This window comes from Spiroplasma mirum ATCC 29335 (assembly GCF_000565195.1).
Taxonomy (GTDB): Bacteria; Bacillota_I; Bacilli_A; order Mycoplasmatales; family Mycoplasmataceae; genus Spiroplasma; species Spiroplasma mirum.
In genome coordinates this window covers 924548-949102 of the sequence record NZ_CP006720.1, presented here as the reverse complement: position 1 = coordinate 949102, position 24555 = coordinate 924548, and the positions used below count along the sequence as shown (strand labels likewise).

The following is a 24555-nucleotide window of genomic DNA, read 5'->3' as shown; positions in this document are numbered from 1 at the left end:
ATGAGTTTTGCTCTAAGTGTTAAAGAGGAAGTTGTTAAAAAATCATTTGCGCCTTGCTGCCAGAAAGCTTTTCTGGGAGGTTTCACTAAATATAATATGAAATTAAATATTAGTGACCATTATTTTAATTTTGAAGTTAGTTCAATTAGCAACCCCGTAATCCGTGCAATATATACTTTTTTTCGTCATTCTTTTGATGCGGAAATTGAAACAATTATAGTGCAATCTAATAAATTAAAAAAACATAAAACATTTATTTTAAAAATTAAAAAGAATTCTCGTTATATTTTAGAAGCATTACATGTTTATGATTTTGCCCACCACCAAAAAATTATTGAAATTCCTGATGATTGAGAAGAACATTGCCACCGGGCTTATATTGCCGGAATCTTTGTTGCTTGTGGAAGTGTTAATTCACCGAATACTAGTAACTACCATTTAGAAGTTCAGTTTAGCGAAGAACCATCGGTGTTATATTTTAAAAAGTTATTAAGTAAATACCGTTTTTTATTTAAAATTACTAAACGCCATGATAAATATGTTTGTTATATTAAGAAATCTTTTTTGGTTTCTGATTTTTTAAAGTTAATTGATGCAATTAATAGTGTGTTAACGTTTGAAGACACAAGAATTTCGCGTGATATGACCAATAGCATTAATCGCCTAAATAATATTGAAATTTCTAATCAGCAAAAATCAACAAAGGCAGGTATTGAACAAGTTATGATGATTAACTATTTAGTTGATCATGATCTTTTTGATGAACTCAACGAAAATACCAAAAAATTAGCTTATCAACGCCTTGCTAATCCGGAATCATCTTTACAAGAATTATCTGATCTTTTATATGATAAATATAATTTAGAATTATCAAAATCAGGAGTAAACCATTTATTTCGGGAAATTAAAAAAATATATTATGAAAATTTAAAATAATTAATCAATGGGAGAATAAGTAAGATACTCATCATACTCAGGAGTTTCATGTAATTTTTTTCATCCCCCGTCCAGAATATAAACTTTAAAATTATGTTTTCGTAATAATTTATATAAATCTAAGTGACTACGCCCCCCTTGTGAAATAAACAAGATTTTTTTATTTTTATCAATTTTTTTATGATAAAGTAATTTAAATAAATGATGGGGAACATTGATGCTATTAACAACGTGACTTTCTTTTCAATCTTCTTTTGGCCGCACATCAACTACTAATCATTTTGGGGAAATAATAATTTTGGGCAATTTTTTTAATTGTTTAGTATTATATTTCATTTGAAAAGAACTAAAAAACATCATTGTATCCTCCATTTCTAATTAATATTATTATAGCATTTAGAATTAACAAAAATGGGAATAATAAATTTAGTTATTTACTTTAATAATATTAAAAGTATATAATTAAAATGTTATTTAAAAATAATATAGAAAGAGATGGTAAACAATGAGAAAACAAATTATTATTGGAAATTGAAAAATGCATAAAACAGTGAGAGAAACTGTTGATTTTATTCAAGAAGTTGATAAAGAAGTTGCCGGAATCACGGTGGAATCCGGAGTGGGAGTACCCTTTACTAGTTTAGCGGTTGCTAAGGAAAACGCAAAAAATTTAATTATTGCTGCGCAAAACTGTCATTTTGAAAGTCAAGGAGCCTTTACCGGGGAAATCTCAGTTGAAATGCTACAAGATTTAAACATTACCCATGTTATTATTGGTCACTCTGAACGTCGTGAAATGTTTAACGAGACTGATGAAACTGTTAATAAAAAAGCAAAAAAACTATTAGCCAAGGGAATGGTACCAATTATTTGTTGTGGGGAAACCTTAACTCAATATGAAAAAAAACAAACAAATGAAGTTGTTACTCGTCAAATTGAAAAAGCCTTAGAAGGTATTAATGAAGAAGATGTTAAAACAATTGTTATTGCTTATGAACCAATTTGAGCAATTGGAACCGGGAAAACTGCCACTGCGCAAATTGCCCAAGATGTTTGTCGTGTAATTCGTGATAAAATAGCTAGTTTATATGATGATGTCGTTGCTAATGATATTCGTATTCAATATGGGGGTAGTGTTAAACCAGACAATATTAAAGAATTATTAAGTCAAACTGACATTGATGGTGCTTTAGTTGGTGGTGCTAGTTTAGAACCAAGTTCATTTTTAGGTTTAGTAAAATAATAAGTTAATTAATAAAATTAAAATAGTATAGGTGGTCACAGTAATGGAAACTATATTAAAGTATTATTTTTAATTGATGAATTAATTAATATTTATAATACTTATAAAATTTTAGGCTTATAAAATAATATTATGATTTGTTTGGGCATTTTAAAGTATTATGATTTTAATTATGATAATAAACGTAAATTTGCAGGTTATGTTTTAAGAATGATGTATGTTCTAAAAGCAAAATTAGAAGATAATATTGAATTTAACAACAGATTTATCCAATTTAGTGGGGAAAGGTTATGCCAATGGGGATAAAAGAAGCGTTTTTTATCGCCGCGAAGAAAAAGACCCCTTAGAATTTGAAAGCGAAATTGAAGAATTTATTACCCGGTATTATTTTGATGAAGAATATGGACACTTAAACCGTACAATTATTAAAAATAAAACAAAGTTAGTTGGTTCAGAAAATAATTCAGTTGTTGGTTATAAATATCAAAAGCTATTAATTAATGCCATTACGTTGCTTGATTCTACAGAGTTGGTTTTACGTTTACAATTAATTGTTTTACAATTGATCAAAACATTAAACATGAACAAAGAAATTTACCAGGATAAAATTATGATACTCAATAACCAGTTTGAAACAACAATTACCAGTTGTGATAACTATTTAGAAAGATATAACCAATTAAACAAGACAAATTTCTAAAAGTATAGTAGAATTAAATATATATCATATTTAGAAAAATACGGAGGGATATATAATGAAACCAGAATTAATCCAATTATTACAAGAAATTAAGTTAAAAATGAACGATGAGAAATTGTTTGATTCATTTTTAGGTGAAATTCTTAATGAAGCAAATTATAATAACTATTATGAACAATCAGTTGCTAATGAAGAAATTGCTGAGCAACTAGTAGAAATTTATTTTATTGAAATTTATAAAGATGATGAAGAACTAACTGATTTAGAAGATAAAATCATGAAAATTCTATTTTACTTAGAAGGTGATGAAAAACTGGTAAGTAGTTATAGTCAATACATTGATACCAAAGTATCAGAAATGAAAAAAGAATTAAAATAAAATAACAAAAAAGAGTGTTCAGTTGATAACTCTTTTTTCTTTTCGGATTTTTATTTTTAAAAAATATTTATTTAATTAACTTTCTATATTACAATATTAGATAGAATGAGTTTACAAGAGGAGAACTATCAAAAATGAGCAAAGATAAAATAATTGTTAAAGGGGCCCGGGAAAATAATTTAAAAAACATTAATGTTGAAATCCCCAAAAATAAATTAGTTGTTTTTACTGGATTATCAGGAAGTGGGAAATCTTCCTTAGCATTTAATACGATTTATGCAGAAGGACGACGAAGATATATTGAAAGTTTGTCTAGTTATGCGCGCCAGTTTTTAGGAGGCAATGAAAAGCCCGATGTTGATGCAATTGAAGGGCTATCACCCGCCATTTCGATTGATCAAAAAACAACTAGTCATAATCCCCGCAGTACCGTGGGAACTGTGACAGAAATTTATGATTACTTAAGATTATTATATGCCCGGGTAGGAACCCCTTATTGTATTAATGGTCACGGGATTATTAAATCAGTGACAATCAAAGAAATTATTAATAATTTAAAACAACAAGTAAAAGCAGATGATAAATTAATGATTTTATCCCCAATTGTGCGTGACAAAAAGGGAAGTTTTAAAGATCTTTTTTTACGATTAAAACAAGAAAGCTTTTTACGTGTAAAGGTTAATGATGAAATTAAGTCCTTAGATGATGAAATTGAATTAGATAAAAATAAACGTCAAAATATTGACATTGTTATTGACCGGATTGTTTTTCGTGATAATGAAGATATGATTAGTCGGATTCATGATGCAATTGAAATTGCTTTAAAATATGGTGATTCGTTAGTTAAAATTTATTTGCTTGATCAAAACAAAGAATTATTATTTTCAACAAATTATTCATGTAGTATTTGTGGTTTTGTTATTCCTGAGTTAGAACCGCGATTGTTTTCATTTAACTCCCCAACGGGTGCTTGTTATGAATGTAAAGGTTTAGGAGTTAAATTAGAAGTTGATGAAGAGTTATTAATTCCTAATCGCCGCTTAACAATTTTACAGGGGGGCATTGTTTATTTAAAAAATATTGTTAATACAACTAATCTTGAATGACAAAAATTTAAAGTATTAGCTAATCACTACAATATTCCTTTAGACCAACCAATTGAAAATTTACCCCGAGAACAATTGCAATATTTAATTCGCGGTAGTGATGAACCAATTGAATATAACATTCGCACAGCCAGTGGGAACACGATGCGGGGATATGATTATATTGAAGGAATTGGCCAGTTAATTGAACGCCGTTATACCGAAACAACTAGTGAATCAGCCCGAGAGTACTATAAACAATTTATGGCTGATAAAAAATGTACTACTTGTCAAGGCAAACGGTTAAATAAACTACCTTTAGCGGTTAAAATTAATAATTTAAATATTGCTGATTTTACCGATTTATCAGTCGAAGATGAGCTACAATTTGTTTTAAACGTAAGCTTAACCGAAACACAACAAGAAATTGCCCGGCTAATTATTAATGAATTAGTTAACCGTCTTGATTTCTTGAACCGTGTTGGCCTTAGTTATTTAACATTGTCAAGAAACGCCCAAACTTTATCTGGAGGAGAAGCCCAACGAATTCGTTTAGCAACCCAAATTGGAAGTCAGCTTACAGGAGTTTTATATGTTTTGGACGAGCCTTCCATCGGTCTGCACCAACGTGATAATGATATGTTAATTGATACTTTAAAAAGTTTACGTGATTTAGGAAACACGTTAATTGTAGTTGAACATGATGAAGATACTATCATGGCTAGTGACTATATTGTTGATATTGGCCCAGCCGCCGGGATTAATGGTGGTGAAGTAGTCGCCATTGGAACCGTGGATGATATCATGGCTAATCCTGAATCAATTACTGGTAAATATTTAAAAGGAGAAGAAACCATTGAAGTTCCGAAAACCCGTCGCGGTGGGAATGGTCTAACGTTGGAAATTAAAGGAGCCCGGGAAAATAATTTAAAAAATATTAATGTGACAATCCCCTTAAATAAATTTATTTGTTTAACTGGTGTCTCGGGAAGTGGTAAATCAACCTTAATGAATGAAATTTTATGAAAAGGAATTAAAAAGAACCTTGGTAACTTAACGGAACGTCCCGGTGCTCATAATAAAATTGTGGGAATTGATAATATTGATAAAGTTATTAATATTTCCCAAGATCCAATTGGGAAAACACCTCGCAGTAACCCGGCCACTTATACTTCTGTTTTTGATGATATTAGAGATTTATTTGCCGGAACACCGGAAGCCAAAGCCCGTGGTTATTTAAAAGGACGATTTTCATTTAATGTTCCCGGTGGTCGTTGTGAAAATTGCCAAGGGGATGGTATTATTAAAATTTCAATGCATTTTTTACCGACAGTTTTTGTTCAGTGTGAAGTTTGTGAAGGAAAACGTTATAATGATGAAACTTTAATGGTAAAATATAAAGAAAAAAATATTTATGACGTGCTGGAAATGACCGTTGACCAAGCATGTGCCTTTTTTGAAAAGCAACCAAAAATTAAACAAAAATTAACAACCATGCAAGAAGTCGGTTTAGGGTATATTAAATTAGGTCAATCAGCAACAGAATTATCCGGTGGAGAAGCCCAACGGGTAAAATTATCAACCTTCTTATTAAAAAGAGCAACTGGGAAAACATTATTTCTATTAGATGAACCAACCACCGGTTTACATATTGATGATGTAAAAAGATTACTAAAAGTTTTAAACCGGATTGTGGATAATGGTGATACGGTTGTTACCATTGAACATAATTTAGATGTTATTAAAGTTGCCGATTATATTATTGATTTAGGACCAAACGGTGGGGTTGGTGGTGGCAAAATTGTTGCTACCGGAACGCCCGAACAAGTTGCCAAAAAAACTGATGCTAGTTATACCGCGAAATATTTGAAAAAAATGTTGGAGAAGTAAGAGAGAAAATGAAAGTACAGAAGAAAATTGTTAAAGTACAACCGTTTCAAGATGAATATCAGCTCAGTAAATTACTAGCTGAAAAATATGATAATATGCAAAATAAAATTAAGGTAATTAATGTGGTCGGAACCAATGGAAAAGGTTCAACTTCGAATTATTTACAAAAGCAACTAATTCCTGATTATGAGCAAGTGGGCCTTTTCACATCCCCCGCGTTTTTAAACCATAATGAACGAATTAAAGTTAATAATGATTATATTAGTGATGATGATTTAAAAAGATTATTAAAAAAGATTCACCCCGATGTTCAAGCATACCACTTAACTTTTTTTGAAATTTGAACGTTAATGGCGATTCTTTATTTTATTGAAAAAGATGTTAAAATTGCAATTATTGAAGCAGGCATTGGCGGGGCCCACGATGCTACGAATGTTTTTGCGAACCAATTATTAGTAGCTTTAACATCAATCGGTTTTGACCATACCGAAGTATTAGGAACCACGATTGAAGAAATTATTGCTAATAAAGTCAAAATTGTTAAAAATAATAATCCCTTAATTATTTCTAATAGTTGTAAAAAATATTTAAAAACTATTAGTAAATATGTTAATAAAGAACAAATTATCATTAGTGATAAATATTTGAAAGCAATTAATTACTATCAACAATATAATGTTGGGTTAGTTATTAAAATTATGGAGTTTTTAAACTTAACAATTAATTATGAAATTTTTAAAATTATTCCGTTATTAGGACGGTTTACCATTTTAAATAAAAATCCTTATTTTATTATTGACGGAGCGCACAATCCCGAAGGAATTAACGCCTTAATTCAAACGTTTGATATTTTAGATATTGATAATGATAAAGAAACGATGGTTTTATTTGCTTCTTCTAGTAAAAAAAATTATCTTGAAAATTTAAAATTACTAAAAAACCACTTTAATAGTAAATTATATATTACAACATTTAAGCATCCATTGGCGTGAAATCTTAAAGATGTTAATTTTAACAATAAAGTTTATAATTGAAAAAAATTTATTATTCAAAATCAGGATAAAAATATTTTGGTCTGTGGATCATTATATTTTGTTCCGCTTGTTTATAGTTTTTATTTAGAAAGGACGTGAAAATAATGTTTTATATTTTGACAAGTTTTGGTGCGGGGGTTTTAATTGCTATTTTTTTAGGTCTTGCCAGCTGGTTAGATCGTAAAAATATTCGGAAAATTAATATTTTAGTAATTACCGTAAGTAGTATGTTAGTAGCACTATCAACAGTGTTAACTAATTTTATTGGGTATAATATTTTAATTGCTGGGATTGGCGTTATTAAATTAGCGCTAGGTAACTTTTTAATCTTTGTGATTGGGATGTTATTTGGTCCTTTTATGGGGGTTTTATCGGGAATTGCTGCGGACTTAATTGGATCATTAATTAATATTTTGGGAAGTTTCAATTTAGGATTTACTTTTAATGTTGTTTTATATGGCTTTATGGGCAGTTTAGTGTTTATTTTCCGTAGTAATAAAGGATGATATTGAAAAGCAGTTATTTTATATATCCTAACCTTTAGTTTAATTTCATTTGGATTAAATACCTTGTGATTATACGCAATTGGATGAACCCAAATTATTGCCTGACCAATTTTCCAAGCGAAATTAATTAAAATGCCAATTGAAATGGTAATTTACTTACCAATTACCTTATCATCATTTGTGGTAATGTACAAACTAATTATGCTTCGTCATAACTTAGATTTGTGGGTAATTCGAACAGGTGAACTTAATTTAAACTACTTTAATTTTCGTAAACAAAAGTTAAATCAACAATAGTTAAAAATTGTTGATATGTGTAAAACTTAAAAATATCTCATAAATACTCATAATATTCTCTTTTTAGATGTGGATAAGTCGCAAATAAAATAAAATTGTTAATTTAATATTTACACTTTTTTAATTAATTTGTAAGATTAGAATGGATTGTGAATTAATTTATAAAATGTGTCATTAAAATATTAAATAAGTGAAATTAACAGAATAGTGGAGAATTTAAGAGTATGAAGATAGAATCAGAAGTTAAGTATTTAGTAAAACGAGACTACGACTTAACAAATTATGATCGTTTAATTGTATTATATTTGTATCGTCCAATTATTGGGCACCAGGCTCATGCCCTATATTTAATGTTAGTATATGATGACATTGAATTAGATATCAACACTAAGTATGGTTCAGAACATTTCTTAGCAATCTTACAAATGACATATGATGAATTAATTAAATCAAAACATCAATTGGAAATAATTGGCTTATTGAAAGTTTTAAAACGGGGAAAGGGAACCTATTATATTTTAAAACCACAACTTCCCATTACCCCCGATGCTTTCTTTTCAAATCCGGTGTTATGTAGTTATTTATCGGATAAATTAGGACATCAAAATTTCTTATTAATTAAGGAAAAGTTTTTAAAAAATGATAAATATATTGATATTACTAGTGAATCAACAGCCTTGCAAAATCCCAATCTTTTGTTAAACATTGATTTTATTTATATTGATAAGTATTTAGCTGGTAAAAACGCCAATAGTAAATTATATTTGCCTTACAAGGACAAGATTGTCCAATTAGCAAATTATTATCATATTTTAACAAAAGATATTGCTAACTTTATTTATCAAGCAATCAGTGTTGAAAATAAAACAAGAATTTTTAGTTATCATAAATTCCAAATGTTATTATCAGATTTTTACCAAAAAGAAACTTTGAAAAAACAAATTAACGGTGAACAGTTAAACTTAATTATTGATGAAGAAAATGTTGTTAACCCTTCAAGTATGAAAGAAGCTAAAATCAAGGAAATGGCCACAATTGATCCAATTGAATATTTAACATTATTACGAGATAATGTTCGACCAACACCGATTGAAATTGATATTATTCGGGATTTAATTTTGAATTATCAATTAAAAAATGGAGTTGTTAATTGTTTAATTGAATATGTCTGATTTAAGAATAATAAACGGATTGAACGAAGTTATTGTGAAAAAATTGCAAATACCTTTAACCAGTTAAAAATTATAACGGTTAAAAAAGCAATGGATCATCTGAAAGAAGCATATGTTAAAAGTCAACGGGCAAAAACAACCAAAAATGCAATTAAAACTAATAGTCAAGCAACCCGTAGTTTTAGCCAAGACTTAAAAGCAAGTGAGATTAAAAATTTAGAGTATGTACAGTTATATGAACAATCAAAACCAGATTTTTCGGGGGAAAAAATTGATGAGAAGCAATTAATTGAGGAATTAAAAAATTTATAGGAATTAGGTTAGGGAATCATGGGACAATCAGGATTATTAGCAAAAATTAAAGCAAATGCAGAATTAATTCAAAATTTAAAAGATATTAACTTTGACCAAAGACACTGGCAACAGTTTCAAGATTTTTTTGTTGAATATCTTGATAACTACCATCTTTGTGAATATAATCCTAATTTAGCGCTTTGTCCCCAGTCCTTTCAAGGTTATAAATATTATTTTATTTATGAAAATAATATACTAGTTTTAACCCGGGTTGAATGTAATCACCGAATTGCTTATAATGAGCTCCACCGGGTTAAAAATAACTATGTAGTTTATGACTTTAGTGATGAATTATTTAAATTACGTTTAAACGATGTTGACCAGGATCTTAATTTTAAAAATTTAAAAAAAATTATTGAACAAATGATTAAATTTGTAAAAGGAACCCGCAAAAAAGGATTATATATTTATGGTAATCCAGGGGTTGGCAAAACTTATTTAGCAATTCGCTTAGCGAATACGCTTGCTAATAATGGCAAAAAAATTGCTTTTATTTCGGTTATTAATTTAATTAATAAAATTAAAGCATCCTTTAATTTATCTGTCAATGATTCTTCTTTAGTTGAAAAGTTGTTAAGCTCTGATGTTTTATTTTTGGATGACATTGGTGGTGAAAGCGTCTCGGCTTGGGTGCGCGATGATTTATTATTCCGAATTTTAAATGATCGGGTTAGTCAGAATAAGCCGGTGTTTTTCACATCAAACTTTAACTTAACAAAATTAATATTATTATATTGTAATATTAAAAATGATTTACATGATAGTGCCACGAACCAAATTAAAGCCTTACGGATTGTTGATCGAATTCGGGGTTTAGCTAGTGAAATTGAATTATTGGGAAATAGTAGAAGAGGCATGGAAGAATAAATGCTAACTTATGATTTTAATAAATATCAAGTAAAATGTTTTAATCAAAATAACCAGTTTTGTGAAATTAAATACTTGGATATTCTAAAATATTGGCATGAAAAAGGTCACGGAATTAGGTTTATTGTCCGTGATCGCCAAGAATACTTAATCAAAAATTATTAACCTGATTCCGATGATAAGTTTAAATTTGAATGTTTTGAACGAAATTTACACCGTATCTTGTTTTTAAATGAATGGACAACTGATAAGGATGCTTTTATTCAAAAACATTATATTTCCGAAGAAAAATTTCGAGAAATTAAACAACAAAAACAAGATATTTTAGATGAGTTTTTAAAAGCAAATGGTCCGGGGGGCAAAAGATAGTTTAGAATATCGCAGTTTATTATCATCGTTTAGTTTATTACAACATAAATCATTACCAGTGTTAACTAACGAGTTAAATGAAATGGCCCAGGAATATTTGGCAAAAATGCCCTTGTTTGATAAATTAACCCAAGTCCAGTTATTAGTAAGTTTTGAAACAATTGCCTTAGATTTATATGGGAATCCCATTATTTATGAAGAAAGTATTCCCTTTAACCAAAACACTTTTATAAATGTTGATAAAGATTAGTCATACCAATCTTGTTCCTAATTCGTAGAATCTTATGAATTAGAATCAAGATTTTTTATATTATTAATTTTAAATTATAGATTATTTTTATTGTCTTTTATTTTTTTAATGCTAATATTTTAAAGAATAGGTATCTATTCACTAGGAGGATAAAAAATGACGAAATTTTAAGTAATTTTAAATACCTTTGTCATTGGAATGTCAACTCTTAGTGCTTCGCTAATTAAACAAGACAGTAATAATTCAAAAGTTGAAATAGTAACAATTGATAATGTTTCAAATAAATTTGAATCACACAATTATTGAAAGGAATCATATAGTTATATTCAACTACATATTAGTTGACATGATGCTAAATATTTTTTAAGAGCATTAAAAGAGCAGGATATGGAAGAGATTAACTATTTTATTAATGAGTGAAATGTATTATTAAATAATGCCAAAGATCCCTAAGTGTGAGGAGATAAGCAACAAGTCCGAATTAATGCCATTACTAATTATTTTAAAGATTTTGTTAAATGAAATATTAATAATTCTAAAGAATGATTTAGTAGTTCTGCCGCCACAAATGGCTTATTTATCAGTTTAGAAGGAAGAACTTATGACGAATGAAAAAGCGGGAAATCTTGATATGAAGAAAGTGAAGTATATTATGTTGATGGAATTGAAATTGACGGACTGTTTGATTAAAACAAAATTTATAATGTTTTAGCTACCGATTAATGTAGTTAATTATAGATGCTAAATTAATAATTTAGCATCTATTTTGATTAACTTCATTGAGAAGGGAGAACATAATGGACAAAGAATATGCAATGGTATCAAAGTGGCCGCTAGTTTAGCTAATATTTTGCTAAATAGTTTTCATCAATCTGGAGAGAAATTATATTTATCAGGGAAATTGTTAATTTAATTAATTATATTAAAATTATTAGTAATGTTGTTAGATCACAGTTTATTAAATTACCCCCTAAAACTGCAATTAAAAAAGAGTTAACTTATTTAACACAATATAATAAAGCAATGATGATTATGAATAGTTTAAATGTTTGAGGACAATGAGCAATGATGTTTAATCATCCTGGTTATATCTTAGCACCACTTAGTTCAATTAATGTCCAAGTTCAACCTGGTTTCGTAAATAGTTTTAGTGCACCAGCAATTAATTTATCAACCGGAACAGTTTTAAAATGAAATAATAGTTATTGAACAATTGACTCCCCAAAATGACAGCATTATCTTAGCTATGCTGGATTATATTTATTTTATTTAGTTGCTGTTTATTTGCTCTTAATTTATGAATATATAATCGCAAAAATTTAAACTAAAAAAATGATTAAAATTATTAATTATTTTGAAATATTTATTGTAAAATAGTAAGGGTAGTGTAAAATAAATTTAAGGATGTATTCAGAATTTAGCGTTATTTTATAGTGCAAGAATAGAGGATGAATAACAGACTAGATATTATTTATTATTAGGAAATAGAATAGAGGAAAGACAAATTATGACAAAAATCGCAATTAATGGATTTGGACGTATTGGACGTTTAGCTTTTAGAAAATTATTTGAAGAAAAAAATGTTGAAATTGTAGCTATTAATGACTTAACAAATGCTAAAACATTAGCAACATTATTAGAATTTGACTCAGCACATGGTAAATGAATGAGTGGAAAAATCTCAGCTGAAGAAGGTGCTATCATTGTTGATGGTAAAAAAATCATCGTATGTGTAGAAAAAGACCCAAAAGCATTACCATGAGGAAAATTAGGTGTTGATGTTGTTATTGAATCAACAGGAAGATTTGCTGATAAAGCAGGTGCTTCATTACACTTAGAAGCCGGAGCAAAAAAAGTTATGATTTCAGCTCCAGCTAAAGGTGAAGGAATTAAAACAATAGTTTATAATGTAAACCATAAAGATTTAACTAAAGATGACACAATTATTTCAGGAGCAAGTTGTACAACTAACTGTTTAGCACCAGTTGCCAAAGTTTTAGATGAAAAATTTGGAATTGAAAAAGGATACATGACAACAGTGCATGCGGTTACAAATGACCAAAGATTATTAGACTTAGCTCATGATGATGTTTGTAGAGCACGTGCTGCTTTTGCTAACATTGTGCCAACTAAAACAGGAGCTGCTGCTGCTGTGGCCTTAGTTTTACCACAATTAAAAGGTAAATTAGATGGAATGGCATTACGTGTGCCAACAATTACAGGGTCAATCGTTGACTTAGCTGTTGAATTGAAAAAAAATGTAACAATTGATGAAATTAATAATGCAATGAAAGCTGCTGCATCAGAAACATTAGGATATAACACACAACCAATTGTTTCAACAGATATTATTGGTGAATCACATGGGTCAATCTTTGATGCAACATTAACAAAAATTGTTGAAGTTGATGGAAAACAATTATTAAAAGTATACTCATGATATGATAATGAAATGTCATATGTATCACAAATGGTAAGAACAGTAGTTTACTTTGGATCATTATAATTCTTAAATTAAGAAAATACTAAGGTTATCCTTAGTATTTTTTATTTGTCGTTTTTATTATTCTAAGTGTTTATCTTTTTCAAATCTTTTTTATATCCAAAAAATTATAAAAATTATCTATAATAATAAAATATTACACAAAAAAATACTTTGTTAATAAATAAAATGTATTATAATTAAACTATGATAATTTATAGCAATTTTCGTAGAGAGTAGGTAGCAATCATATCAAAACAATGAGCATTGATTTGCACTATATCAAAAATTAGTTGGAAATAGTAGTCCAAACTGAAAAAATTATTGATAGTACCAACCCCATTTATATGTTATTAACAGATTTAAAAATAATTAGTAATATAGTTCCATTGTGTTATCAGAAGATGGATTCCTTGAACGATTAAATCTTTTGTTAACTGATATGTATAAAATTTTAGTATTAAGATGTGATGCGTTATGAGCAGAATACCATGAAAAATATTATCACCATTTTCGGAAAAATTTAAATCTAAAACAGGAAAAAGAAAAATTTTTAATCACAGCTGAACGTCAACTCGTTGAAAATTATGGCAATAGATTACAAGACATTGATTTTATTTATATTCAATATTTAATTTATAAATTATTAACGAATGAAATTCAAGAAATTTCGCGTCGTAAAATCCAAGCAATTAACTTTAGTTAGCATTCATAAAAACCCTTAGTAAAAAGGGTTTTTATGAATTTTATTAAAAATGGTTTGATAAATAATAAAATTCTAAATTAATTTACATTAACACTGATGTTAAGTTATTTTACTTGACATATTTTTATAATGTTATATGATATTTAAGGTGCTAAGTTATATTGTTTAACAACTAGAAAAATAGAAAGGAATATAAGAATGGTTAAATTACGTTTAAAACGAACAGGAAGAAAAAAAGCAGCCTTTTATCGAATTGTTGCAACTGATGCTAGAGTCAAACGTGATGGTGAATACATTGAATTAATTGGAACTTATAATCCAATTAATGGTGAAGTAAACATTGATAATGAAATTGCTTATAAATGATTGCAAACAGGAGCACAACCAACTGATACTGTTCGTGACATCTTAAGTAAAGAAGGATTAATGACTAGATTACACAACGACAAACAAACTGCTAAAAAAGCTAATGTTAAAACCCAAAAAAGTCCTAAAAAATAGGTAAGGTTAAAGTGCAATGTATATTGATGAGTTAACAAAACTAATTGAGCCGTTAATCAATAAGGAAGATAGTATTTTATTTTATGAAATTCGTCAACTTCCTTCGTTAGAACAAGATATTGTTAATTTACTAGTAATGTGTCACCAAGAAATCTTTGGCCATGTGGTTGGTAAAAATGGGCAAGTTGCCAATAGCTTACGAAAATTAATTAATTTGCGTTCTGCAATTGATTATAAAAAAGTTAATTTAACATTTGAATTATTATAATTATGAATGAGTTAACTAAAGTTTTTAAAATTAATAAACCGCATGCTATTAAAGGTGAAGTTAAAGCAACAATGTTAATTCTCCTAGGAAGCTTGGAAATGTTAGTTAATAAGGTATTCTTTTTTAAACAACAAGGTGTTTATCAACAATTAACAATTAAGAATCTAAAAAAAACTAATAGTCAGTATATTATTAAATTTAAAGAATTTAATAGTATTAACGAAGTTGTTCAACTCCGGGGAACAGTGCTTTATTTACCAGATAAAGAATTACCAACAGGGTTATTAACAATTATTGAAGATCTTGTTGATTATAAGGTAATACATAATGACCACGAAATCGGGATTCTTAAAAATACTTTTACCACCAAAGCTCATACAATTTTTGAAGTTTTTTTACATCATAATAACCAAATTATGTTAATTCCCTATGTTGATGAATATGTAAAAAAAATTGATCAAAAAAACAAAATAATCATATTAGATAAGGTGATTTAAATGCAAAAAAACTTTATTATTCTAACTTTATTTCCTAATATGTTTAATGATTTTATGGGGATATCCATTATTAAAAGAGCCCTTGAGAAAAAGATTATTACAATTAAAATTGTCGATATTAGAAATTATAGTGAATTAAAGCATCGCCAAGTTGATGATTATCAATATGGTGGTGGAGAAGGAATGGTATTAATGGCCCCACCCGTGGTTAAGGCAATTCAAGCAAATAAAACCGCGGGGATGACGGTAATTTTATTAACTCCACAAGGTCAAGCCTTAAAACAATCACTATCCCAATCTTTAGCAAGCAATAACAATGATTTAATGTTAATTTGTGGGCATTATGAAGGATTTGATGAACGAATCCGTGACTATGTCGATTTAGAACTATCAATTGGAGATTATGTCTTAACTGGTGGTGAATTAGCTAGTATGGTTATTATTGATAGTGTAACAAGACTTTGTGCGGATGTTATTAATGAAAATTCTCATCAAAATGACTCGTTTTCTAACCAACTGTTAGATTACCCCGTGTATACGAAACCATTTAGTTTTGAGGGAAAAAAAGTCCCAGATGTTTTATTAAGTGGTCATCATCAAAAGATTGCCGATTGGAGAAAGTACCAAACTTTGAAAAGAACTTATCTTCGTCGCCCCGACTTGTTAGAAAATTTAACTTTAACAAAGCAAGAGGAAAATTGGTTAACAGAAATTAAAAACAATGACAAATAAAATGGTTCCGCTAGGCTACTTCGTTAGTTGCTATGAACCATTGTCCAATCCAATAACATAGATTAATTATTTAATAGAAAGGATAACAACAACATGAACATGCGTTTAGTAGAAGAAGTTGTTGAAAATCAACTTCGTAATAATCACCCTGAATTCTCATCAGGAGATACAATTAAAGTCCATGCTAAAATTCAAGAAGGAAATAAATCACGGATCCAAATTTTTGAAGGTGTCGTAATTAAACTCCAAGGTAGTGGTATTAGCCAGTCAGCGACAATTAGAAAAGTTAGCAATGGGGCTGGGGTAGAAAGAAACTTCCCGTTACATTCACCTTTAATTGATAAAATTGAAGTTGTTAAATACGGAAAAGTACGTCGAGCAAGAATTTATTATATGAGAGATCGTCATGGTAAAGCAGCTCGTATTAAAGAAGTTATTAAAAAGTAAATCAGTTTAGATAGTCTTTTAATATCTTATAAATAGGAGGTGTGTAGACTATGCAAGATGAGAGAGAAGAAATTATTGTTTCGGTTCCTCCAGAATTTGTTAAAGCAAACCAAAATGTGTATGATTTAGCAAAAGATGCTGATTTAATTATTGAGGTAACTGATGCGCGGATTCCGGCGTCAGGAACTAATTTATTAAATTATGAGGATCCCGAATTAAAAGACAAGCAACGAATGATTATTCTTACTCATTGTTTACAAGCAGATGAAAGCAAAACTGTTGAATGAACATCTTATTTTGAAAGTAAAGGAATCATCTGTCTTTTAATGGCATTAACTCTTGAAGAAGCAAATGATCAACAAAATCTTAGCTTCTGAGAAAAATGCGATGCTTATCTAAAAAACTTTGAAGATAAAAAAATTATTGTAATTGGTATGCCAAAATCAGGGAAAACTGCTTTTGTGGACCGTTTATTCTTTGGTGCTACTGAGGGTACTAAAAAAGGCGGAACCGGTTTGTTTGGTCGCCAGCGAGTATCAAAATATAACAACAATATTGAAATTATTGATACTCCGGCAATTACTGGTGTTAATTTTACCAATTTAAAAGTATATTGACATACCCAAATGCTAGGAATTTTTGATATTAAAGATAATGTCGAAATTGTTGCAATTAAAGCATTTAAGCTTTTATTAAAAAAATATAAAGATAAACTTGAAGAAAAATATAGTCTTAAACTAACTGTTAATATGACAGTTGATGATATTATTAGTCAATTTTTAAAAATTATGGCGGTCAAAGGAATGTTAAATCCTGATGAAGAAGTGCCAGACCTAACTTTAGCGTGTGAGACATTTTTAGATGATATTAAAAATGATAAGATCACCAATATCACCTTAGAATGATTTGAGGACTATAATTTATAAAATTAAAATAATCTTTATTGTATTAATAAAGATTGTTTTTCTTATATAATATTAAAGAAAGATGAGGAACGAGCATGACAACCAATATTAACTGATTTCCTGGTCATATGGCGAAGGCAATTCGGCAAATTGATGAAAAAATTAAATTAATTGATTTAGTTATTGAAGTTGTTGATTGTCGGATTCCGTTTTCCTCAGCAAACCCAGTTGTTGCAAAACTAAGCCATAATAAACTGCGCCTAATAATATTAAATAAAAAAGATTTAGCTGACCCGAAAATTACCAAAATGTGGCTTAATTATTATCAAGAACAACAAATTCCAGTTATTTTGGTTGATAGTAAACATCATAAAATATCCAAAATTATTGTTCCGAAAATTTTAGATATTTTAAAAGATAAGTTAGCTCGTGATTATAAGAAAGGAATTAAGAGCCCCCAGTTAAAAATCATGATCTTAGGAATTCCAAATGTTGGAAAATCAACTGTTATTAATTCATTAATTAATAAAGCCTCAGCAAAAGTTGGTAATAAACCAGGGGTTACGAAGGGCCAACAATGATTAAAACTCAATGATCAGATTGCTTTGTTAGATACCCCCGGAATTTTATGACCAAACATTGACGATCCACAAGTTGCCCTGCGTCTTGTTTTTACGCGGTCAATTAAAGAAGAAATTTTGCCAAAAGAAGAAATTTGTTTAGCAGCAATTAAATGAATTTATGAGCATTATTTTAATGTGCTAGTTAGCAACTACCAAATCCCTAATGATTATAAAATCACAACTGATACTCCTAGTACGTGATTTGATCTATTATTATTGATGCAAAAAAATCGTTTCCAAATTGTTAATGCCGATAATGTTGATAATATTGTGCAAGATTTTTTAAATAAATTATGGAATAATGAATTTGGTTTGCTTTCGTTTGAAACTCCCAGCGAGGAGACAAGATAAGGTATGAATCAGTTTGAACAAGATTTATTAAAACAATATCCCCAAGTTAAAATCTTTTCTGGTAGTGATGAAGCAGGGCGGGGATGTTTAGCCGGACCATTGGTTGTTGCAACCGTTGTCTTACCACTGGATTATTTTAATCCAGCGATTAAAGATAGTAAAAAATTAACAGCACTCCAACGAGAACAATTATTTACTGAAATTACTAAAGTTGCCCTTGATTATGCAATTTACACGGTTTCGGTTGAACAAGTTGAAGAAATGAATCCTAAACAGGCAAGTATTTTTGGGATGGAACAAACAATTCAAATGCTTAAAGTAAAACCTGACCTAAATTTAACTGACGCGGAAAAATTATCAGTCCATTTTAATTATCAAAATATTATTGATGGTGATAATTTATCCCAATCAATTGGGGCCGCTTCGATCCTTGCTAAAGTAACAAGGGATTTAATGATGATTGATTATCATAAACGCTATCCGGTTTATAATTTCAAAAATAATAAAGGTTATGGAACAAAAGAACATTTAATGGCTTTGCAAAAGTATGGGTTGTGTCCGTTACACCGAAAAACTTATGCCCCAATCAAAAAACTTCTTAAAAAATAAATTATGATGATGTTATTAAACATCATTTTTTAGTTTATAGGAATAATAGCAATTATTATATGCGTATAATTAAGAAAGAGATAATTAAATGGAATTAACATTATCCAATCTGTGTTCCATCCAAGAAAGTTTTTCTAAATATGGAATTTATCAATAATCAAGAGGGTCTAATTTTAATCAAGACATTAGGAAATGACTTAAATGTCGTAATAAAAATTGATAAGGATTTTATAAAAATCAAGGTAGATGTTTTAGACTCGCAAATGACAGAACTGTTCCAGTCCTTTTATACAAAAACTGCTACTACTTATTCAGCCCAAGTTAAAACTAAAGTTAATGATTTAATCAATGAAATATTAGAAGTATGTTTTATTAAAACCGATCTCCAAGAAAAATTAATTAAATATTCTCAGGAAACATTTCCAACAGTTATCGAAAAGCCTTGGAAAAAATGGCTGAAATACAAAACGATCAAAGTAGCCCACAATAACAAATGATATGCTTTATTTATAAATGTTCCATATCATAAATTACAACCAAATAGTGCCAATACCAGACCAGCGCAGTTGAAATCGTAAATTTAAAAATAGATCCTAAAGTCATAACAGCCCTTATTGATAATGAAATTTATTTTAAAGGATACCATATATGAATCACAAAACTTGAATAAGTATTTTATTAAATAAGCAAACCAATTTAAACAAAGTAAAAGAATTAATGAAAGTTATCATAATGTAACTAATCAAAAAAAATAAATTAATGCCTCCTAAGCATTAATTTTTATTATTTTTAAGCGCTAATAATATATTAAAAATATTAGAAAGAAGGGAAAATTTAATGAATAAAGTTTTATTATATTTTGCATTAAAATATCATGGTGACTGGGATCAAATCTATCGAGCTTTAGTAGATAATAAAGAAAAAATTTCTTTCGAAGCCTCAGATGCTTTTAAAACAAAGATTAAGTGTCAATACATTACTGTTTTAGACCCCCAATATTCACCATCTTTAAAATCAATTTACAAACCACCGTTTGTATTATTTTATTATGGTGATTTTAGTTTGCTTCAAAATTATGATCAGAATTTATTGTTATTTATTAGTCCAAAACCAAGTCAGTATGGTCTTCAACATACATTGAAATTTGTTAAAAGTTACTTGACCATCAAAAAAAATTTTAATGTTTTATGAAGAATCAATAACAACTAAAATATTGTCAACATTGCCACCAAACTCTGTTGGCAAGATTGTCTTTTTTTACATAAAAATACTATTAGTGATTTCGATTTAAATAATTCTCACTCAACAATTAACCAATGTTTAATAATTTCTGAAAGTTATGATCAAAAAGTAATTAATCTAAAAAATGACATTAGGAAAATTGTTATTGCCCTCGCATTTCGAATTTTATTTATTCAAACTAATAAATATGATGATAGTGAAAAATTATTTAATTATATAATTGATTATCAAAAGAAACTTTTTTGTTTACCTGATCAAATTAATAAGGACAATAAAAATAATCGATATCTTAAGTTAGGAGCACTGTTAGTTGAAAATGTTGAGGACATTATGCGGCATTAAGCAGATGATTAAATCTGGAGCAAGAGTTTTTAATATTTTCTATTAAAAAATAAGGTATGCAAACAAAATAAAAGTATTAAAATTTAATAATTTAATTTTAAATATTTAAATTGCCTAAAACTAGCAATTGCTATTTTATTTTTTTTGCAAGAAAACATAATTATCAAACTAAAAATGATTGTAAATAACATCTTCAATGAAATTAATTGTTTTAATTATGGGGTGGTATTTATAAATCACTTGAAAGTAAGCCAAATAAATGAATATAGAAGATTTGACAAAATTTTTAGAACCCCTCGTTTCTGGTGCTATTGAATATAAAAACAAGCTGGAAGAAATAATAGTCTTTTAAAACAAGGTCAGAAATGAAGTTAAGATTCTTGAAAATTGGTCTCTCAAATTAATGGGGAAAATAGCAACTAAAATTACCGAGTTGAACATTATAGAATATGGAAGTAAAATTAATAACTTAATTGATTTCCAAAAAAAATTAGATGATTGTATTGGTCTTGATTGAGATCTTTATGAATTATTAATAAATAAAATACAAAATATTAGTAAAGATAATTTTAATTGTGATGATATTTTTAAGGAACCTCAATATAATGAATTTTTAAAAAATACTAATTTTTATAAAGTTTTTTGTGTTGAGTGTCAAGAATTAGTCAATAAATTAGAAATGAATCAAATTTGTGAAGAAGTTGATGGCTTAACTTTTAGTTTTTCTTCATTAGAAAATCTTATGGAAAATAGAAAACAACTAATGTCACGAATTCTTGGTTTAGATCAAGAATTTCAGGAACTATATTTTAAGTTGCATGTTATTATAAATCGAACTGAAAATGATTTAGGAACCTTATTTGTGCTATAGTAAAGATGTACGTAAATGTGTTGAAATTATACAAAAAATTAAGGAACTTCAAAGACAGAAAAGACTTTATCAAAAAATATTTGAAGTTTTATATTCTGCTAAGTTAAAGGAAGATTATTTACATACTTCAATAATTTTTAAAAATGAACAACAAGTCGATTTCCTACAAGAATCTATTGAAGCTAAAAAAGAATAGAACCTTAGCACTATCAAAGAACTTTTGGGAGAGCCTAGTTCTACTAACAAAAACTCGATAAATTTAGATTCATTTATTTTTAATTTTTGTGATTCTAAAGAAGCTGTTGAACAACTTAGCATTGATGATTTTCTAAAAGTGGAAAACCGACCAGAAACCAATTGGCCCCAAGAAATTGATGAATTAGAAAAAAGAACTCGCAAATTATTAGAGAAAAAGATGAACATCATCAAAAAAAAGAACTTATAAAACTAAAAAATCCTAAATTACCCCAGTTTGATAGAGCAAGGTAAAAAAATATAATTTTTTAGATTTTATTGTAATAAAAAATATTATTTTATTAGGATTTTAATTTTGTTTTCAAATTTATTGTTGCAAAACAAGTAATAATAAGATATATTCTATATGTAGATAAATATAAAAAATATTAAGACTTATATATGCTAGTAATATGGACTAGCGTTTCTACGTCTTTCCGTAAAAGAGACACTATGAGTTGATGATTATTTTATTGTAATTCATTAAATTTCATCAGCATAAACTTTGGCAAGTTTATGTTTTTATATTTTAGATTTAATAGGAGAATAAGGGATGAATACTGATAAATTAGAATTATACATTTCAGAAGCAGAAATTCAGGAAAAAATTAAGGAATATGCCCAAAAATTAAATGCCATTTACCAAGGAAAAACATTACATTGTGTTGGCATTATGAATGGGGCATTATTTTTTATGAGTGATTTGTTAAGACACTTAGATACTTTCATTGTGATGGATACTATTAGCGTTTTGAGTTATTTAGATGGTAAGTCAACCGATAAAATTGTTTTTAATAAACATATTACAAAAACAATTACTGGACAAGATGTTTTATTGATTGAAGATATTATCGATACAGGAAAAACATTAGATGTTGTAGTTGAAGAATTAAAAAAATTGAAACCAGCTAGTTTGCGCATTGTTTGTTTAGCTGATAAACCAGATTGTCATCCAAAACCACGTTTCGAATATGACTATCTGTTTGCTCTTAAAAATGAGTTTGTGGTTGGTTATGGTTTTGATTATAATGACAAGTATCGTCAATTAAAAGGCATTTACATATATAAAGTAGAATAACATCGTGCATAATAAAATAATTATTTTAGATTTTGGTTCGCAATATACCCAACTAATTGCCCGCCGGATTCGTGAGTTGGAGGTATACTGTGAAGTTTGACCATTTAACACGGATTATGAAAAAATTAAGCAAGCCAATTGTAAGGGGATTATTTTATCTGGGGGACCAGCTTCTGTTTATGCGAGTGATGCCCCAAAGATTGATCGAGCCTTATTTGATTTAAATGTTCCCATGTTAGGAATTTGCTATGGAATGCAATTAATTTGTGATTTATTCGGGGGAACAGTAAGCAAAGCTGACCGCCAGGAATTTGGTTTTGCGGAATTAATTATTGATGATTTCCAAGATTTGTTCGCGAATATTCCTAATAATTTCCAAGTTTGAATGAGTCATGCTGATTATATTGAAAAAATGCCAAAAGATTTTGTCCAATTAGCTCATAGTGTTAATTCAATTAGTGCAATTAAACATCATAATTTACCAATTTATGGTTTACAGTTTCATCCCGAAGTAACTCATACTTTAATTGGGGTGCAATTGTTAACTAACTTTATTTTTAATATTTGTCATTGTCAAAAAGAATGAAAAATAAGTAATTTTATTGACCAGACGATTCTTCATATTACTAGCCAAATTGGAACTGACCATGTTGTTTTGGCAATGTCGGGTGGTGTTGATTCTAGTGTTTGTGCGGTGTTATTAAATAAAGCAATTGGCCACCAATTAACTTGTATTTTTGTTGACACCGGATTATTACGTCAGGACAGTGGCTGAGAAGAATTACAACAATTTCAAAAAAAATTTAAGTTAAATATTATTCGGGTTAATGCCCAAGAACGTTTTTTTGCTGCTCTTGCGAATGTTACAAGTCCCGAAGCAAAGCGAAAAATCATTGGGAGGTTATTCATTGAAATTTTTAATGAAGAAGCAAAAAAAATTCCTAATGTAAAATGGTTAGGACAGGGAACAATTTATTCAGATGTTATTGAGTCCGTTTTGGTAAAAGGACCTTCGGCAACAATTAAATCACACCATAATGTTGGGGGGTTACCATCTAATTTACCTTTTAAATTAATTGAACCATTACGTGAACTTTTTAAAGATGAAGTTCGTAAAACTGGTGAGTTATTAGGAATCCCGCATGATTTTATTTATAAGCACCCATTTCCGGGGCCAGGACTAGCAGTTCGGATTGTTGGTGAAATTACAAAGGAAAAAGTTATGCTTTTACAAGCTGCGGATAAAATTTTTATTGATGAATTATACGCCAGCGGATGGTATTATAAAGTATCACAGGCCTTTGCTGTATTATTACCCGTCCAATCAGTTGGTGTCATGGGTGATGTGCGTACTTATGGTTATACTTTAGCCTTGCGCAGTGTTAACACCACTGATTTTATGACCGCTGAATGAAGTCAATTACCGTATGAATTATTAGCAAGGGTTTCCTTAAAAATTGTTAGTGAAGTAACCGGCATTAACCGTGTAGTTTACGATATTACTTCGAAACCTCCAGCTACAATTGAATGAGAATAACAGTTAAAAACTAAAAAGTTTATTTTTTATCTTGCAAATATTAGGAAT

33 protein-coding genes and 1 riboswitch are annotated in these 24555 nt (G+C 28.7%); of the genes, 32 read left to right on the top strand and 1 reads right to left on the bottom strand.

Features of this window, described 5'->3' with window-relative positions:
* A complete protein-coding gene (whiA, locus tag P344_RS04845) occupies positions 1-936 on the top strand; it encodes a DNA-binding protein WhiA (RefSeq protein WP_025317749.1) in 936 nt (311 codons plus the stop codon).
* On the opposite strand, the gene P344_RS04840 is transcribed toward whiA, so the two are convergent.
* Positions 937-1296: a rhodanese-like domain-containing protein gene (locus tag P344_RS04840; RefSeq protein WP_236681376.1), complete on the bottom strand. Its 360-nt coding sequence runs from the start codon at positions 1294-1296 to the stop codon at positions 937-939.
* A 145-nt stretch (positions 1297-1441) separates the two neighbouring features.
* On the opposite strand from P344_RS04840, the gene tpiA reads away from it, so the two are divergent.
* The 31 genes from tpiA (at position 1442) to guaA (ending at position 24507) form a co-directional block, all read left to right on the top strand.
* The gene (gene tpiA / locus P344_RS04835) at positions 1442-2179 is read left to right on the top strand and encodes a triose-phosphate isomerase (RefSeq protein WP_025317747.1); all 738 of its coding nucleotides are present in this window, start codon (positions 1442-1444) and stop codon (positions 2177-2179) included.
* Positions 2180-2426: 247 nt separating this feature from the next.
* Positions 2427-2879 carry a hypothetical protein gene (locus P344_RS04830; protein ID WP_025317746.1) on the top strand — a complete coding sequence of 151 codons (453 nt, stop codon included), beginning with the start codon at positions 2427-2429 and terminating at the stop codon, positions 2877-2879.
* Positions 2880-2934: 55 nt separating this feature from the next.
* The gene (locus P344_RS04825; RefSeq protein ID WP_025317745.1) at positions 2935-3258 is read left to right on the top strand and encodes a hypothetical protein; all 324 of its coding nucleotides are present in this window, start codon (positions 2935-2937) and stop codon (positions 3256-3258) included.
* A gap of 134 nt (positions 3259-3392) precedes the next feature.
* A complete protein-coding gene (gene uvrA / locus P344_RS04820) occupies positions 3393-6233 on the top strand; it encodes an excinuclease ABC subunit UvrA (RefSeq protein WP_025317744.1) in 2841 nt (946 codons plus the stop codon).
* Between the two features lie 8 nt (positions 6234-6241).
* Positions 6242-7372, top strand: a complete 1131-nt coding sequence (locus tag P344_RS04815; RefSeq protein WP_025317743.1) for a bifunctional folylpolyglutamate synthase/dihydrofolate synthase — start codon at positions 6242-6244, stop codon at positions 7370-7372.
* The gene (locus P344_RS04810; RefSeq protein ID WP_025317742.1) at positions 7372-8070 is read left to right on the top strand and encodes a folate family ECF transporter S component; all 699 of its coding nucleotides are present in this window, start codon (positions 7372-7374) and stop codon (positions 8068-8070) included. The genes P344_RS04815 and P344_RS04810 overlap by 1 nt, the downstream gene beginning before the upstream one ends.
* A gap of 224 nt (positions 8071-8294) precedes the next feature.
* Entirely contained in the window at positions 8295-9554 is a 1260-nt protein-coding gene (locus P344_RS04805; protein WP_038677628.1) for a DnaD domain protein, read from the top strand.
* An 18-nt stretch (positions 9555-9572) separates the two neighbouring features.
* A complete protein-coding gene (locus P344_RS04800) occupies positions 9573-10463 on the top strand; it encodes an ATP-binding protein (RefSeq protein ID WP_025317740.1) in 891 nt (296 codons plus the stop codon).
* Positions 10464-10628, top strand: coding sequence for a hypothetical protein (locus P344_RS06840; protein WP_156028580.1), 165 nt, complete (start codon positions 10464-10466; stop codon positions 10626-10628). It abuts the gene before it with no gap.
* Between the two features lie 57 nt (positions 10629-10685).
* Positions 10686-10832 carry a hypothetical protein gene (locus tag P344_RS06835; RefSeq protein WP_156028578.1) on the top strand — a complete coding sequence of 49 codons (147 nt, stop codon included), beginning with the start codon at positions 10686-10688 and terminating at the stop codon, positions 10830-10832.
* On the top strand, positions 10810-11082 hold the full coding sequence (locus P344_RS04795; RefSeq protein ID WP_025317739.1) for a hypothetical protein: 273 nt from the start codon (positions 10810-10812) through the stop codon (positions 11080-11082). Before P344_RS06835 ends, P344_RS04795 begins: the two co-directional genes overlap by 23 nt.
* A gap of 198 nt (positions 11083-11280) precedes the next feature.
* Positions 11281-11535 (top strand): hypothetical protein, encoded by a 255-nt coding sequence (locus P344_RS04790; RefSeq protein WP_025317738.1) that lies wholly within the window; start codon positions 11281-11283, stop codon positions 11533-11535.
* Positions 11536-11772: a hypothetical protein gene (locus tag P344_RS04785; protein ID WP_025317737.1), complete on the top strand. Its 237-nt coding sequence runs from the start codon at positions 11536-11538 to the stop codon at positions 11770-11772.
* Positions 11773-12114: 342 nt separating this feature from the next.
* Positions 12115-12405 carry a hypothetical protein gene (locus tag P344_RS04780; protein WP_025331903.1) on the top strand — a complete coding sequence of 97 codons (291 nt, stop codon included), beginning with the start codon at positions 12115-12117 and terminating at the stop codon, positions 12403-12405.
* A gap of 184 nt (positions 12406-12589) precedes the next feature.
* Positions 12590-13588 carry a type I glyceraldehyde-3-phosphate dehydrogenase gene (gap, locus tag P344_RS04775; RefSeq protein WP_038677626.1) on the top strand — a complete coding sequence of 333 codons (999 nt, stop codon included), beginning with the start codon at positions 12590-12592 and terminating at the stop codon, positions 13586-13588.
* Between the two features lie 367 nt (positions 13589-13955).
* Positions 13956-14270, top strand: coding sequence for a hypothetical protein (locus tag P344_RS04770; protein ID WP_025331902.1), 315 nt, complete (start codon positions 13956-13958; stop codon positions 14268-14270).
* A gap of 198 nt (positions 14271-14468) precedes the next feature.
* Positions 14469-14771: a 30S ribosomal protein S16 gene (gene rpsP / locus P344_RS04765; RefSeq protein WP_025317733.1), complete on the top strand. Its 303-nt coding sequence runs from the start codon at positions 14469-14471 to the stop codon at positions 14769-14771.
* A 16-nt stretch (positions 14772-14787) separates the two neighbouring features.
* Positions 14788-15039, top strand: coding sequence for a KH domain-containing protein (locus P344_RS04760; RefSeq protein ID WP_025317732.1), 252 nt, complete (start codon positions 14788-14790; stop codon positions 15037-15039).
* A gap of 2 nt (positions 15040-15041) precedes the next feature.
* Positions 15042-15536 (top strand): ribosome maturation factor RimM, encoded by a 495-nt coding sequence (gene rimM, locus P344_RS04755; protein ID WP_025317731.1) that lies wholly within the window; start codon positions 15042-15044, stop codon positions 15534-15536.
* Complete coding sequence (trmD, locus tag P344_RS04750; RefSeq protein ID WP_025317730.1) at positions 15537-16268, top strand: tRNA (guanosine(37)-N1)-methyltransferase TrmD; 732 nt, start codon at positions 15537-15539, stop codon at positions 16266-16268.
* 93 nt (positions 16269-16361) lie between these two features.
* Complete coding sequence (gene rplS, locus P344_RS04745) at positions 16362-16715, top strand: 50S ribosomal protein L19 (RefSeq protein WP_025317729.1); 354 nt, start codon at positions 16362-16364, stop codon at positions 16713-16715.
* Positions 16716-16765: 50 nt separating this feature from the next.
* Complete coding sequence (locus P344_RS04740; protein WP_025317728.1) at positions 16766-17641, top strand: P-loop NTPase family protein; 876 nt, start codon at positions 16766-16768, stop codon at positions 17639-17641.
* 74 nt (positions 17642-17715) lie between these two features.
* A complete protein-coding gene (gene ylqF, locus P344_RS04735) occupies positions 17716-18594 on the top strand; it encodes a ribosome biogenesis GTPase YlqF (RefSeq protein ID WP_025317727.1) in 879 nt (292 codons plus the stop codon).
* Between the two features lie 3 nt (positions 18595-18597).
* Positions 18598-19203: a ribonuclease HII gene (locus P344_RS04730; protein ID WP_025317726.1), complete on the top strand. Its 606-nt coding sequence runs from the start codon at positions 18598-18600 to the stop codon at positions 19201-19203.
* Between the two features lie 140 nt (positions 19204-19343).
* Positions 19344-19781, top strand: a complete 438-nt coding sequence (locus P344_RS06205; protein WP_025317725.1) for a hypothetical protein — start codon at positions 19344-19346, stop codon at positions 19779-19781.
* A 259-nt stretch (positions 19782-20040) separates the two neighbouring features.
* Complete coding sequence (locus tag P344_RS06200) at positions 20041-20412, top strand: DNA-processing protein DprA (protein ID WP_025317724.1); 372 nt, start codon at positions 20041-20043, stop codon at positions 20410-20412.
* A gap of 778 nt (positions 20413-21190) precedes the next feature.
* Positions 21191-21658: a hypothetical protein gene (locus P344_RS04715; protein WP_025317723.1), complete on the top strand. Its 468-nt coding sequence runs from the start codon at positions 21191-21193 to the stop codon at positions 21656-21658.
* Complete coding sequence (locus P344_RS04710) at positions 21648-21854, top strand: hypothetical protein (RefSeq protein WP_025317722.1); 207 nt, start codon at positions 21648-21650, stop codon at positions 21852-21854. Before P344_RS04715 ends, P344_RS04710 begins: the two co-directional genes overlap by 11 nt.
* Before the next feature lie 24 nt (positions 21855-21878).
* Entirely contained in the window at positions 21879-22103 is a 225-nt protein-coding gene (locus P344_RS04705) for a hypothetical protein (RefSeq protein ID WP_025317721.1), read from the top strand.
* Between the two features lie 165 nt (positions 22104-22268).
* A riboswitch (purine riboswitch) is annotated at positions 22269-22366 on the top strand.
* A gap of 79 nt (positions 22367-22445) precedes the next feature.
* Positions 22446-22970: a phosphoribosyltransferase gene (locus P344_RS04700; protein ID WP_025317720.1), complete on the top strand. Its 525-nt coding sequence runs from the start codon at positions 22446-22448 to the stop codon at positions 22968-22970.
* A gap of 4 nt (positions 22971-22974) precedes the next feature.
* On the top strand, positions 22975-24507 hold the full coding sequence (gene guaA, locus P344_RS04695; protein ID WP_025317719.1) for a glutamine-hydrolyzing GMP synthase: 1533 nt from the start codon (positions 22975-22977) through the stop codon (positions 24505-24507).
* Positions 24508-24555: the final 48 nt, after the last annotated feature.